Raw genomic sequence first — 12328 nt, 5'->3', positions numbered from 1 at the left:
GCGGCGAGAAGGCCGGCACGGCAGGCACCGGGAGTGTCTTTTCGGTCACCACCAATGCGGCGATGTACCGTCCCTAATGGTGCGGGCTCCCGCACACCCGGCCGGGCGAAGCGGCGCCGCCCCGCGTCGCTCCCGGCAGCCGACCGAGTGCCTTTGGTGAGTCGGCGCGGATCTGCGGGACGAGTGGAACATGGTGCCGGTGAAGGCGTCCATGCCGGGCAGCTCGGGCACCGCGGGGTTGCTGAGCTGTCCGCAGGCGGCGACCAGTAGGCCGTACTCGCCGGTCTCGCCGTCCCCGGTGCGCAGCCGCAGGTGCGGCGTCAGCACGTACTTGGTGACGCAGTGCCGCAGGTAGTCCAGGATCTCGGGCTGCTCGGCGAAGCGGCGCGACCAGTCGGGGTTGGGTTCGAAGGAGAAGGAGTACAGGTGGGAGGGGGCGTCACAGGCGGCGCCCGGGTAGGTGTTGTCGCGCCAGACCCCGCCGGGGCCATTCCCCCGGTCGAAGATGACGAAGTCGGCGAAGCCCGCTTTCTTCAGGCCGATGGCCAGGCAGATGCCGCTGAACCCGGCTCCGACGATGGCGATCGACAAGTTCCTGCGCCTCATGTGCGGCTCCCTCGGCGTCCACGCACAACCCGGCGCCGGGTCGTGCCGCCCCCGGCGGGACGTGTCTTAACCGACAGATGTGTCGGTTAGGGTGGACTCAACGGAGAGAGGGAGTCAAGAGCATGGGGGAAACCGCGTCCAAGTCGCGGCTGCGCGCGCCGGCCCGCCGGGCGACGATCATCGAGGCGGCGCTGAAGGTCTTCGCCGGCAAGGGCTACCACGCCGCCTCGCTGGGGGAGATCGCCAAAGTGGCCGGGGTGGCGCGGACGGTGCTGTATGACCACTTCCCCTCCAAGCGGGTGCTGCTGCTGGCGGTCATGCAGGAGCAGAACGCGGCGCTGATGGAGTACGTGGGCGCCCGCATCACCGGCTCAGGCACCCCCGAAGAGCGGATGCGCTCGACGATCGATGCGTTCTTCAGCTTCGCGCAAAGCCGTCCAGAGGCTCGCAAGCTGCTGTTCGGCCAGGCGGACGAGGCCGATCCGGAGATCAGCACCGTCCGGCGCGGCATCCGCGAATCGCACGCACAGGTGGTCACGGCGCTGCTGGCCAACGACATGCGCGCAGTCGGCGTGGACCCCAAAGAGCCGATCGCCGAGGCGATGGTGGAACTCCTCATCGCCGGTCTGGACGGGGTGGCGCAGTGGTGGGAGCGCCACCCGGAGATGCCCAGATCGATGCTGGTGGAGGGCGCGATGCGACTGTTGTGGACCGGGCTGGGCAACGTCCGCTAGGTCCGCCTCTGCTCGGCTTCGGCGGCCGCCGCGGGGCTTGACGCGCCGCGGCGGCTTCTTCATAGTGGGGCGCACCCTTCCATAACCGACATCAGTGTCGGTTATCCGCCCCCTGTGAGGAGTGTGCTGTGGACGACCACACCCCGAACGGATCGACCGAAGGCACGGGCGAGATCGGCCGCCGCAAGTTCGTCACCGGCACGCTGGCCGCCGCCGGTGCCCTCACCGCGGCCGGTGCCCTGGGCATCGGGCAGGCCGCCCCGGCCCTGGCCCGCTCCCGGTGCAAGACCGCCGCAGGCCACCGCGTGGCGGTGTTCGGCGGTGGGATGACGGTCTGACCGTCGCCCACGAGCTGGCCGAGCGCGGCTTTGCGGTGACCATCTACGAACGCAAGGCCTGGGGCGGCAAATGCCGCAGCTTCCCCGCCCCCGGCACCGGCTCCGGCGGCCGCAAGGACCTGCCCGCCGAGCACGGTTTCCGCTTCTTCCCGGGCTTCTACCAGAACATCCCCGACACCATGAAGCGCATCCCGCTGCCCGGCGGCGGGACCGCCTACGACAACTTCGTGGCCGGCAAGGAGGTCGTGGCCTTCTACAACGGCATCAAGATCCCGATCCCGGCGCACGGCAGCATCATCGGCACCCTCAGCCCCGAATCCCTGCAGTTCCTGCGCTCGGCGGTCTCGGTCATCACCTTCATCCCGGCGCATGAGGCGGCGTTCTTCCTGCAGAAGATGATCGCCTTCGTCGCCGGCGGGCCGCAGCGCCGGCTCAAGCAGTGGGAGCACATGAGCTTCTACGACTTCGTCAAGACCGAGGGCAAGTCGAAGGGGTACAAGGAGTTCCTCGTCGACATGTTCACCACCGCCCTGGTGGCGGCCAAGGCCGACAAGGCCAACGCCCACACCATGGGGCTGATGGCCGAGGCATGGGTCTACAGCACCCTGGGCCTGGGCGGCTACGAGGCGCCCGACCGGCTGCTGAACGGCCCCACCAACGAGGCGCTCATCGACCCTTAGGTGGCCTACCTGCGCTCCCTGGGCGTCAAGTTCGAGATCAACGCCACGCTGACCCGTCTCAACGTCGCCGGCGGGAAGATCAGCGACGCCCAGATCACCCGGGCCGACGGCAGCACCGAGACCGTACAGGCCGACCACCACGTGCTGGCGGTGCCGCTGGAACGCGCCGTCCCGCTGCTCAACGACGACATCCTGGCCATCGACCCGAGCCTGCGCACCCTGCGGGAGCTGTCGGTGGACTGGATGAACGGGCTGATGATCTACCTGAAGAAGCCCATCGACCTGGCCAAGGGCCACGTCGCCTACGCGGCCCAGCCGTGGGCGCTGACCTCCACCAGCCAGGCCCAGTTCTGGAAGGAGAAGTTCGGCACCACCTACGGCGACGGCAACGTCAACGACTGCCTGTCCATCGACATCTCCGCCTGGGACGTGCCCGGCGTCATCTACCGCAAGCCCGCCCGCGACTGCACCACCGAGGAGATCTTCAACGAGGTGGTCGAGCAGCTGCGCCGGGCCATCCCGTTCGGCCGGCTCCGGCTGACCGACTCCAACATCCACTCCTATTTCCTCGACCCGGCCATCACCGGCAACGGCACCCCGCACGTCGCCAACGACGAGCCGCTGCTGATCAACAAGCCCGGCTCCTGGTACCTGCGGCCCGAGGCGGCCACCAAGGTGCCCAACCTGTTCCTGGCCTCCGACTACGTGAAGGCCGACATCAACTTGGCCACCATGGAGGGCGCCAACGAGGCCGGACGCAAGGCCGCCAACGCCGTCCTGGAGGCCTCCGGGGTCTCCGAGCCCCCGGCCAAGCTGTACAAGCCGTGGAAGCCCAATGTCTTCAAGCCCCTCCACGACGATGACGACGCCCGCTTCGCCGCGGGCAAGCCCAATGTCTTCGACATCTGGGACCCGCACGTCCCCCGCTGACCGCCCCTTCCTGTACGGGCAGCGCACCGCCCTGGCCGCCGCATGGTCCGCGAGCAGCGCGGTGACAGCACCCACAGCCGCCACGACGCCCTGCTGCGTTCAGCGGTTGCGGCTGAGCAGCCATAGGGCGCGGACGGTGAGGTAGCCGCGCCATTCGAGACCGGAGGCCGGGGAGAAGACCGTGTACTCGACCGGCCAGCCGCCGTCGCCTTGCTGGGCGGCGGCCAGCCGGCGCAGCTCCCCGGCCACGACCTCGGCGGGAAACAGTGCCCGGACGGGACGTCCGGGCAGGGGGGCGAAGTCCAGGGGCCGCAGCGCTTCGTTCTCGGTGCCGCCCTCGACGTGCAGGATTCCATCGGCGGGAAGGTAGGCGCCCAGGCGGGTCAGCAGGGGCGGGGCCTCGGGGCGGGTGTCGTGGACGGCGTCCAGGAACTGCAGGGCGTACATCAGCTCCAAGGCCGGCGGGGCGGTGTCGATGGCGTCGATGGCCCGCAGGCAGTAGTCCGTGGCGCGGGCGAGCCAGGGGTGCTCGGCCACGGCCGGGTCGGTGGCGGCCACCCGGTGGGCCATGCCCGCGACGGCGGCGGTGATGTGCAGCGAGGACGTCGCCGGGTCGGCCCGCACCCACCAGGGGGCGCAGCCTGCGGGGTCGGTGACCGGCAGGGCGAAGGGCAGGCCGCCGTCCGGCAGCGAGACCGCTTCCAGCCAGTCGCACAGGGCCGCCGAATGCGGGGACTTGGCGGGGGCCGCGTCGGCGTAGACCTCCAGGGCGTGCAGGGCGCCGGCGGGCTGGCTTTCGGGGGAGCGCAGATCGGGTTCCAGTCCCCAGCCGTAGCCGCCGTCGGGATTGCGGTAGCCGTCGAGGGCGGCCAGGACGGCGGACGGGTCGCCCTCCCCGGTGATCAACTGGAAGCGGCGGCGGTCCAGGATGCGCGCGTGCGCGGCCATGAAGGACGCGGCCGCGGACAAATCCACTTCGGTCATGATCTCTGCACATACCCACGGGCCTGCGGACGTCCCGTGGGCACCGGACCCCGCCCGGGTGAGAACCTCCCGGACGCGGGTGGTCAGTCGTCGGATATCTGGGCCACCCGCATGACGATCTCGGCGGTGCGGCGGGCGGTCTCCTCGGCTGAGCCGCCGGGCTGGACGATGTGGCTGAGGGTGATCCGGACGACCGCTTCGATGGCCAGGCTGCGGGAGGCGGGGTCCATCTCCGGCCAGACGTCGGCCACGTAGGCGTCGAGCATGGTCTGCGCCGCGTTCAGCAGCTGGTCGGAGCGGACCGTGAGCAGTGCCAGCAGGCCCTCGTTGCCGCTTCGGGCGTTGGTGAGGACGCTTTTGATCAGGGGGTTGTCCGCGGCCTGCTGGAGGGTGAAGCGCACTCCGGCGGTGATCGCGGCGCGCAGGTCGGCGGTGTTGGCGTCCAGTTGTTCCTGGATGCCCACCAGGAAGCGCTCCACCTCGCGCATGATCAGCGCCTCGCCGATCGCCTCCCGGCTGCCGAACTCGGTGTAGACGGTCTGCCGGCTCACCCCCGCGGCGATGGCCAGACGCGTCATCCGCATCTTGTCCCACCCGTCGGCGGCCACCAGTTCATAGGCGGCGTCCAGCAGGCGCTCGCGGAGCAGCGATCGGACCGATTCTCGGTAGCGCGTCATCTCACGGCCATCGTAGACGCCCGGCCGATCACGTCCCTGGTGACGAGCGAAGACCGCCTGCTTACAGCCCACCGTTGTGACCAGGGTCACAATTGACACTTTTTAGGCAGATGTCTAGTTTCTGGACAGAAATTTCAAACCTGTAAGGCAGGTGATGGTCATGACGGTGGCCGCCGACGTCGAGGTGCGCGGTTCCGGCGCTGCCGACGGCGAATGGAAGGACCCCAAGCGGTACCTGTGGCTGCTCGGCCTGCTGGTCCCGGCGATCCCCTTCGGGGCGTGGGGGCTGGTCAACCTCACCGGGCTGGATTTGTTCTGGTGGTTCGGGCTGATAGCGATCTTCGTGATCTTCCCGTTCTTCGACTGGTTCTTCGGTGAGGACCCCACCAACCCGCCCGAGAGCGCGATGAAGCGGCTGGAGAACGACCGCTTCTACATGTGGGCCAACCTCCTGTACATCCCGATCCAGTACGCCTCACTGATCGTCGGCTGCGCGATCCTGGTCCGCGACTCGATGTCGGTGATCGACCGGATCGGGTTCGCCACCACCATCGGCGCGGTGGGCGGCATCGCCATCGCCGCCGCCCACGAGATGGGGCACCGCAAGGAGAAGGTCGAGGTCTTCCTGGCCAAGGTCACCTTGGCGCAGACCGGCTACGGCCACTTCGTCGCCGAGCACAACCGCGGCCACCACGTCCGGGTGGCCACTCCCGAGGACCCGGCCAGCGCCCGGATGGGCGAGTCGTTCTACCGGTTCCTGCCCCGCACCGTCTTCGGCGGCCTGCGCTCCTGCTGGCAGCTGGAGAAGAAGCGGCTGGCCCGCCAGGGCAAGGGCCCGATCAGCCTGCGCAACGACATGATCCAGGGCTGGCTGGCGACGGCCGCGCTGTTCGGCGCCCTGTGCCTGGCCTTCGGCATCGAGCTGCTGCCCTACCTGATCCTGCAGGCGGTCCTCGGCTTCATGATGCTGGAGGTCGTCAACTACCTGGAGCACTACGGGCTGCTGCGGCAGAAGCTCCCCAGCGGGCGGTACGAGCGCACCACCCCCGCCCACAGCTGGAACAGCAACCGGGTGGCCTCCAACGTGCTGCTGTACAACCTGCAGCGGCACTCCGACCACCACGCCAACCCCGGCCGCCGCTACCAGATGCTGCGGCACTTCCCCGAGGCCCCGCAGCTGCCGGCCGGCTACGCCACGATGATCCTGCGGGCCCTGGTGCCGCCGTGGTGGTTCCGCGTCATGGACAAGCGGCTGCTGGAGCACTACGACGGCGACATCACCCGCTGCAACGTCCACCCGGCCAAGCGCGAGAAGCTCATGGCCCGCTACGGCGCCGCCGCCGCCCGCTGATCGAACGAAAGAGGTCCCCCTATGAGCGAGCAGCCCTACCGGACCTGGCAGTGCCTGGGGTGCGGTTGGATCTACGACGAGGCCGAAGGATGGCCGGAGGAGGGCATCCCGCCCGGCACCCGCTGGGAGGACATCCCCGACGACTGGTGCTGCCCGGACTGCCAGATGGCCAAGTCCGACTTTGAGATGGTCGAGATCACCCGCGCCTGATCCCGCGACGTTGCGGGGCGGCGGCCCGGCGAGTCGGGAACCGGGCCGCCGCCCCGGCCGGTCCTCCAGATGACCCCGGCCGAGCCTGCTTGCCGCTCCCCCGGCCGATCACTTTCCGGTAGTCGTACTCCAGGGGATTGAGGCGGGCCGACCAGACGCAAGCCGTCCAGCCCGCCGGCCGGGTCTCCAGTGCCCGGATCGCCGCCCGGGACGCCGCCGCCCAGTCGCCCGACACTCCGCTTTCGTGGATCTCCCCGTCCTCGCCGCGGACTTCCCACGGAAACAGCTCAAGCCCGTCGAGAGAAGCCGTCATCGCATCCCCCGGCTGGGCCCGTAGTAGGCCTGGACCTCGCGGACCCGGGCCGGCAGATCAGCCGGGGTGCGGCCTTCGACCAGCCCGAACCAGGGGTAGGGCGGGCGGGGCATCGCCCACCAATGGCGGGTGTGGTGCCCGTACCAGACCAGCCACTGCCTGCCGATCTGACGCTGCAGATCAGCCAACACATCCGGGCCACATGCGTCTGCGGCGGTGGGCTCAGGGGCATGGGCTGGTGATCTGGTGTGGGGTACCGTCGTACTCAACCACGACCTCCATTCGTGGCCAGGTCCGGGAGTTCCCCGCTGTTCGCCCAGCAGGCCGGGGTCGCTTGTGTCTCACAACACAATCCGCTTCCGATTGGCCACGGAGTGCCATGGTTCGTGGCACCTGAAGGTCACACCAGCAGTCCCACCCGTTCGGCCAGGTCCCGCGCCGGTGCCCGCAGCGGGCCGGGCTTGCCCGCGTACTCGGTGATCATCTGCCGGGCGTAGCCGTTGAACCGGATCGTCTCCGGCGCGGTCGCGTACCCGTCCGCCAGCGCATCGACCGCGGCGGCGTGGTCACCGGCCGTCTGCCAGGCACGCGCCACTTCGACCAGGTGACGGCCGCGGCGGGGCTGGGAGGGGATCGCGGCGGCGGCGTGCCGGGCCGCTTGGCGGCGGCTTTCTCCGCTCTGCCGCAGCTCCACCGCGAGCGTGACGGCGTGGGCGCCCATCACCACCCGGGAGAACGAGGTGAGCGGGTCGTAATGGTCGGCGGACAGGGACCGGGCGATCTCCTCTGCCCGGTCCCACCAGCCCCACGCCGTGCCCTTCTGCCCGGCCCGGGCCGCGGTGTACGCGGCGGCGGCGTGCAGCGCTCCCCACATGGCGCGAAGGTCATCGCCCCCTTGCTCCAGACGTGGCCGCAGCAGCTCCATGCCGTCACGGATGACCTGTTCGGCCGCATCCAGGTCGCCGGCGTCCCGGTGGGCTTCGGCCAGCAGCCACACCGCCCCGCCGATCGTCCGGGGTTCCTCGGCCTCTTGCGCGGTCAGCAGCGCCCGCTCGGCCACCCGCCACAGCAGGCCGCTGTCGGGCTGGTAGGCGACGAAGAACTGCGTGAGGTTGTACACCTCGGCCAGCAGTGCCAGAGCCCGTCTGCGGTCGTCTCCGCCGTAGGCGTAAGCGGCGTGCCGGGCGTCGCGGATCAGCTCCGGCAGCAGCCCGCCCAGCACGGTGCGATGGTCGGGGGCGGCGTGCCGGGCCCGCCATGCGGCGGCCACCCGTGCGGCCAGGTGGTCAAGGCGGGGCGGGGCGGTGTCCGGTACGCCGATGGCGTTGATCGCGTCCCGGACGGCCGGCAGCGCCGGATGACCGGGGCCGCGGAAGGTGCTGGTCGGCATGGGTTGCCCGCCGAGGAGCTGCCCGAGGTCGCGGATCTTGAGCGCTTCGGCGATCGCCAGCAGGACCGGCAGCTTGGGCGTCTGAAGCCGGCCGGATTCGACTGCCCGCACCCACCGGCCGGTCTTGCCGACCAGCCCGCCAAGCACTTCGCAGGACATGCCCCGCTTGGTCCGGTAGTACTGGATTCGTTTGCCGACCGGCAGGTTCGGATCGACCGGTTCGGTGCTACGGTCACGCATAGGTCCCGCCCTTTCGGTGAGAGTCGCGCATTTCCCACCGTAGGGCCGGGACCTCGCTTGTGTTAGAGCCTCGCGGGGAGGCGGCCTAAGGGGTTGGAGCACGGTCCTTACCGCCCGCCGCACCAGGCCTGTGCACAATCGCAGCTCAAGTGAGTCAGGCACCCAGGTGCCCAGCCGGGTGGGCGCCTGCCCTCCTTACGGTGCCCTGCATGCGGCACGTCGTCTTCACCCCGGTGTGAGCCCGTTATCAGGCTCACTGATGCGTTGCGCGAGGCCACCGAGGCGGGTGAGTGGGGCCGGGCGCCACGCTCTTGTCATGAATGCCCGAAAAATCCACAGGCTGTGGATAACTGGTTTCTTTCCATGCTTCGCCCGTACCGGTCACCGCACCCGGAACAACGCCGTGACCTGGGACGATGCAGAATCGGGCAGTGCCCTCCCGCGCCCAGAGCGCGGGAGGGCACATGTTGAAAAAGGTTCGGTCCGCCCGGTGGACGGCGCCGTCCACCGGGGGGCTGAGGAACGGGCGTCAGCGGACGTCGACGTAGTCGCTGCCGCTGGTGACGCCGAAGAACTTGGGGCCGCCGGCGAACTTGGCGCGCCAGTAGCCGCCCTTCCGGGCGATGAACTTCCGGCGGAACCGGCCCTTGCCGTTGGTCGTCACGACGGCCTTGCGGACCCACTTGGAGGTGCCGCGCGCCCGGAACCAGATGGAGACCTTCCGCTTGGCCAGGGGACGCCAGGCGGTGCCGTTGTGGTAGTGAAGCCGGCCCACGACGGTCAGCTTCTTGCCCTTCTTCCTGGGCTCGGGGCCGGCGTTCACCTTGGTGAAGCCGGTGCGGGCCTGGGCGGCGAGCTTGCGCAGGGCTTTCAGGGAGCCGTTGAAGACGCTCGGGTTGCCGGTGGCGCCGGTGCCGGCCGCGTACTGCCAGAAGGTGTAGGTCTTCCATCCGGCGGGCGGGGTGACGGGCCCAGAGCCGTAGTGCGCCTGCCAGAGGGGGTGGTTGCCGAAACTGGTGTTGTTGTTAGTGCATTTGTTCCACCAGTAGGCGTTGGTGTAGATGATGGGGTAACGGCCGGTGCGCTTGCGGTAACGATTGCTGAAGGCGCGGATCCAGCCGACCATCTGGGCGGGCTTGAGGCCGTAGCAGGTGTCCAGCCCGTTGTCGTAGGGGTTGAACTCGATGTCGAGCACGCCGGGGAGCGTCCCGCCTCCCGTGCTCCAGCCGCCGCCGTTGTTGATGAAGTAGTCCGCCTGCCGGGCGCCGCCCGACTTGTGCGGCAGGGCGAAATGGTAGGCGCCCCGGATCAGGCCGGCCTTGCGCGCCCCGTTGTACTGGTCCTTGAAGTAGGGGTTGACGTAGCCGCTGTCGGGGTCGCCCTTGACCTTGGCGCCTTCGGTGGCCTTGACGAAGGCGAAGCGCACGCCGTTTTGCTTGAGCGCCGCCCAGTCGACGTTCGGCCCCTGGTAGCTGGAGACGTCCACGCCCTTCAGCCCGGCCGGGACCTGCGCGGCCCCGACCCCGCCGGCCCGTCGCTCGGGGTTGCCGGCCCCGGCGTACGCCTCACCGGGACGCAGCCCGTGCCCCGGCGTCGGCGCGGCGGCCGCCGCACCGGCCGCCATGACGGCGGCGGAGACGCCCATGGCGACAACGGCTGTCAGACGCTTCATCCACTTTCCAATCGTCGGGGAACCATGAACCGCTCCGGGCCTGCGGGGCGACGGCCCGAATGGACGCAAGGTCCCGCCGGCCGCCGAAGACCGGCGCCCGCTGAGCGAGAGATGCCAGGAGCGATGAACCTGTGACGATTGAAGAGTAATGAAACTTATGCGAAAAGTGCGGCCGTACGGCGGCCGGATGCGGCCGTCCGGAATCCGGGCATCCGGGACGACCGCCTACAGACGACGTGCTACCGCCGCCCTGCCACGGGCGGCCCCGATGGCGCCGGCGAGGCGGCCGCATGAGATCCACCGGGAGCGCCGCAACGCGCAAACCAGCCGGTCGGACGCCACGGAGGTTTCCGCTCCCCGACGCTTCGGGACGGGGTGGGTCACTCCTTCAGTGCCCGCTGCTCGGCACGGCGTTCCTCCTCGCGGACGGCCCGGTCGCCGTTGGGGTGCGGGGCGACCGGCCTGTACAGGTCGCGCAGGAAGTGGCGGTTGAGGCTCAGCCTGAGCCTGCCGATGCGCCCGCGTTCGGCGGGCGGCCGGACGCCGGCACGAGCGGGGGCCTCCAGCGGGACCGCCGCCGGCGGGCGCTCGTCGGTGATCGGCGAGGCGGCCTCCTTCGACAGCGGCACCTCCAGCTCGCTGAAGCGGCCCTCGGGGGCCATGCGGATGACGCCGGTCTCCAGGCCGTGCTCGATGAGCTGCCGGTCGCGGCGCTGCAGGCCCAGGCAGACGCGGTAGGCGACGATGTAGGCCAGCACCGGGCCGATGAAGATCGCGAACCGGAAGAACCAGGTGGTGCCGTACAGGTTGAAGTTGAACCGGTCGGCGATGACGTCGTTGGCGCCGGCCAGCCACAGCAGTCCGTAGAAGGTGACCCCGGCCATGCCGATGCCGGTGCGGGCGGGCACGTCGCGGGGCCGGTCCAGCAGGTGGTGGGTCCCGTGGTCGCCGGTGATCCAGCGTTCGATCCACGGATACAGATACAGCCCCACAAACAGCACACCGGGCACGACCAGCGCGGGGATGAGGACGCTCAGCGGCACGGTGTGCCCCCACAATGTGATCTCCCAGGCCGGCATCAGCCGCAGCGAGCCCTCCAGGAACCCCATGTACCAGTCCGGCTGGGAACCGGCGCTGATGGCGCCCGGGTCATAGGGGCCGTACAGCCACACCGGGTTGATCTGGAAGAACGTCGCCATGAACGCGGCGACCGCGAACGTCCAGAACAGGTAGGCGGTGGTCTTGGCGATGAACACCGGCATGAAGGGGTAGCCCCGCTGCGTGGTGTTGGTGGCGCCCCGGCCGGGGAAGGTGGTGTGGGTCTGCCGCCAGGTCAAGATCACCGCGTGCAGCGGGATCAGCGCCAGCAGCAGGGCCGGGATCAGCAGGATGTGCACCACGTACAGGCGGGGGATGATCTCCTCGCCGGGGTACAGGCCGCCGAAGATGAACATCGCCAGGTAGGTGCCGACCAGCGGGATGCCCAGCACCACTCCGTGCAGGATGCGCAGGCCGGTGCCCGACAGCAGGTCGTCCGGCAGCGAGTAGCCGAACAATCCGTTGAGCATCACCAGCAGCAGCAGCGTCACCCCGATCACCCAGTTGAGCTCGCGGGGTTTGCGGAACGCCCCGGTGAAGAAGTTGCGCAGCAGGTGGGCCAGGATCGCGGCGATGAAGATGACGGTGGACCAGTGGTGGATCTGCCGCATCAGCAGCCCGCCGCGCACGTCGAAGGAGATGTGCAGGGTCGAGGCATAGGCCTCCGACATCTCCACCCCGCGCAGCTTGGTGTAGGAGCCCTCGTAGACGACCGGGGCCATGCTGGGTTTGAAGAACAGCGTCAGGAACACCCCGGTCAGCAGGACGATCACGAAGGAATAGAGCGCGATCTCCCCCAGCAGGAAGCTCCAGTGGTCGGGGAACGCCTTCTTGATCGCCTTGACGCCCCAGCGTCCACCGCCGAGCCGGTCATCGATCGCCCGGCCCATGCCCCTCAGCGCCGCGGGGGCCTGTCCGGGCTTTTGCGGATTCGTCACGCCAGCCCCTCCCGACCTGCGGATACGTGGCCGCGGCCTGCGGAGCACCGCGGTTTTCGCCTCCTACCCGGACCGGGAGGGGACCGAACACGCCACCGTCACCGAAAGTCGCCGCCGGAACACGCAGGCGCGGGAACGTCCCTTGCCGGCGCCCTTTCCGGAACGGC

14 protein-coding genes are annotated in these 12328 nt (G+C 69.6%); 6 read left to right on the top strand and 8 right to left on the bottom strand.

Annotated features, from left to right (window positions below):
- Window positions 1-45: 45 nt before the first annotated feature.
- Window positions 46-606, bottom strand: a complete 561-nt coding sequence (locus TCUR_RS02780) for a flavin-containing monooxygenase (RefSeq protein WP_012850945.1) — start codon at window positions 604-606, stop codon at window positions 46-48.
- 122 nt (window positions 607-728) lie between these two features.
- Between TCUR_RS02780 and TCUR_RS02775 the strand changes: the two genes are divergently transcribed.
- The 4 genes from TCUR_RS02775 (at window position 729) to TCUR_RS27405 (ending at window position 3288) form a co-directional block, all read left to right on the top strand.
- Window positions 729-1340: a TetR/AcrR family transcriptional regulator gene (locus TCUR_RS02775; RefSeq protein WP_012850944.1), complete on the top strand. Its 612-nt coding sequence runs from the start codon at window positions 729-731 to the stop codon at window positions 1338-1340.
- Between the two features lie 128 nt (window positions 1341-1468).
- Window positions 1469-1678, top strand: coding sequence for a hypothetical protein (locus TCUR_RS27415; RefSeq protein ID WP_217265445.1), 210 nt, complete (start codon window positions 1469-1471; stop codon window positions 1676-1678).
- Between the two features lie 35 nt (window positions 1679-1713).
- Window positions 1714-2358: an NAD(P)/FAD-dependent oxidoreductase gene (locus TCUR_RS27410; protein ID WP_245536960.1), complete on the top strand. Its 645-nt coding sequence runs from the start codon at window positions 1714-1716 to the stop codon at window positions 2356-2358.
- Entirely contained in the window at window positions 2359-3288 is a 930-nt protein-coding gene (locus TCUR_RS27405; RefSeq protein ID WP_217265443.1) for an FAD-dependent oxidoreductase, read from the top strand.
- A 99-nt stretch (window positions 3289-3387) separates the two neighbouring features.
- Here TCUR_RS27405 and TCUR_RS02765 read toward each other — a convergent pair whose 3' ends face one another.
- Both TCUR_RS02765 and TCUR_RS02760 read right to left on the bottom strand, forming a co-directional pair.
- The gene (locus tag TCUR_RS02765; protein WP_012850943.1) at window positions 3388-4272 is read right to left on the bottom strand and encodes a hypothetical protein; all 885 of its coding nucleotides are present in this window, start codon (window positions 4270-4272) and stop codon (window positions 3388-3390) included.
- Window positions 4273-4355: 83 nt separating this feature from the next.
- A complete protein-coding gene (locus tag TCUR_RS02760) occupies window positions 4356-4949 on the bottom strand; it encodes a TetR/AcrR family transcriptional regulator (protein WP_012850942.1) in 594 nt (197 codons plus the stop codon).
- 160 nt (window positions 4950-5109) lie between these two features.
- Between TCUR_RS02760 and TCUR_RS02755 the strand changes: the two genes are divergently transcribed.
- The gene (locus TCUR_RS02755; RefSeq protein WP_217265442.1) at window positions 5110-6300 is read left to right on the top strand and encodes an alkane 1-monooxygenase; all 1191 of its coding nucleotides are present in this window, start codon (window positions 5110-5112) and stop codon (window positions 6298-6300) included.
- Between the two features lie 21 nt (window positions 6301-6321).
- The gene (locus tag TCUR_RS27400) at window positions 6322-6510 is read left to right on the top strand and encodes a rubredoxin (protein ID WP_012850940.1); all 189 of its coding nucleotides are present in this window, start codon (window positions 6322-6324) and stop codon (window positions 6508-6510) included.
- On the opposite strand, the gene TCUR_RS02745 is transcribed toward TCUR_RS27400, so the two are convergent.
- The 5 genes from TCUR_RS02745 to qcrB form a co-directional block, all read right to left on the bottom strand.
- Entirely contained in the window at window positions 6497-6823 is a 327-nt protein-coding gene (locus TCUR_RS02745; RefSeq protein WP_012850939.1) for a hypothetical protein, read from the bottom strand. The genes TCUR_RS27400 and TCUR_RS02745 overlap by 14 nt on opposite strands.
- Window positions 6820-7011, bottom strand: coding sequence for a hypothetical protein (locus TCUR_RS02740; RefSeq protein ID WP_245536959.1), 192 nt, complete (start codon window positions 7009-7011; stop codon window positions 6820-6822). The genes TCUR_RS02745 and TCUR_RS02740 overlap by 4 nt, the downstream gene beginning before the upstream one ends.
- A 212-nt stretch (window positions 7012-7223) precedes the next feature.
- Window positions 7224-8453, bottom strand: coding sequence for a helix-turn-helix domain-containing protein (locus TCUR_RS02735; RefSeq protein ID WP_012850937.1), 1230 nt, complete (start codon window positions 8451-8453; stop codon window positions 7224-7226).
- A 529-nt stretch (window positions 8454-8982) separates the two neighbouring features.
- Window positions 8983-10125, bottom strand: a complete 1143-nt coding sequence (locus TCUR_RS02730) for a GH25 family lysozyme (protein ID WP_012850936.1) — start codon at window positions 10123-10125, stop codon at window positions 8983-8985.
- A 380-nt stretch (window positions 10126-10505) separates the two neighbouring features.
- Window positions 10506-12161, bottom strand: coding sequence for a cytochrome bc1 complex cytochrome b subunit (gene qcrB / locus TCUR_RS02725; protein WP_012850935.1), 1656 nt, complete (start codon window positions 12159-12161; stop codon window positions 10506-10508).
- Window positions 12162-12328: the final 167 nt, after the last annotated feature.

Source organism: Thermomonospora curvata DSM 43183 (assembly GCF_000024385.1).
Lineage (GTDB): Bacteria > Actinomycetota > Actinomycetes > Streptosporangiales > Streptosporangiaceae > Thermomonospora > Thermomonospora curvata.
Note: the sequence above shows the minus strand (reverse complement) of the source record. Positions and strands in the feature narration are given on the sequence as shown.

What these genes read in the sequence shown, in the direction of transcription:
- TCUR_RS02780 (WP_012850945.1), bottom strand. Translation starts at nt 606, where the DNA reads ATGAGGCGCAGGAACTTGTCGATCGCCATCGTCGGAGCCGGGTTCAGC.
- TCUR_RS02775 (WP_012850944.1), top strand. Translation starts at nt 729, where the DNA reads ATGGGGGAAACCGCGTCCAAGTCGCGGCTGCGCGCGCCGGCCCGCCGG.
- TCUR_RS02765 (WP_012850943.1), bottom strand. Translation starts at nt 4,272, where the DNA reads ATGACCGAAGTGGATTTGTCCGCGGCCGCGTCCTTCATGGCCGCGCAC.
- TCUR_RS02760 (WP_012850942.1), bottom strand. Translation starts at nt 4,949, where the DNA reads ATGACGCGCTACCGAGAATCGGTCCGATCGCTGCTCCGCGAGCGCCTG.
- TCUR_RS02755 (WP_217265442.1), top strand. Translation starts at nt 5,110, where the DNA reads ATGACGGTGGCCGCCGACGTCGAGGTGCGCGGTTCCGGCGCTGCCGAC.
- TCUR_RS27400 (WP_012850940.1), top strand. Translation starts at nt 6,322, where the DNA reads ATGAGCGAGCAGCCCTACCGGACCTGGCAGTGCCTGGGGTGCGGTTGG.
- TCUR_RS02745 (WP_012850939.1), bottom strand. Translation starts at nt 6,823, where the DNA reads ATGACGGCTTCTCTCGACGGGCTTGAGCTGTTTCCGTGGGAAGTCCGC.
- TCUR_RS02735 (WP_012850937.1), bottom strand. Translation starts at nt 8,453, where the DNA reads ATGCGTGACCGTAGCACCGAACCGGTCGATCCGAACCTGCCGGTCGGC.
- TCUR_RS02730 (WP_012850936.1), bottom strand. Translation starts at nt 10,125, where the DNA reads ATGAAGCGTCTGACAGCCGTTGTCGCCATGGGCGTCTCCGCCGCCGTC.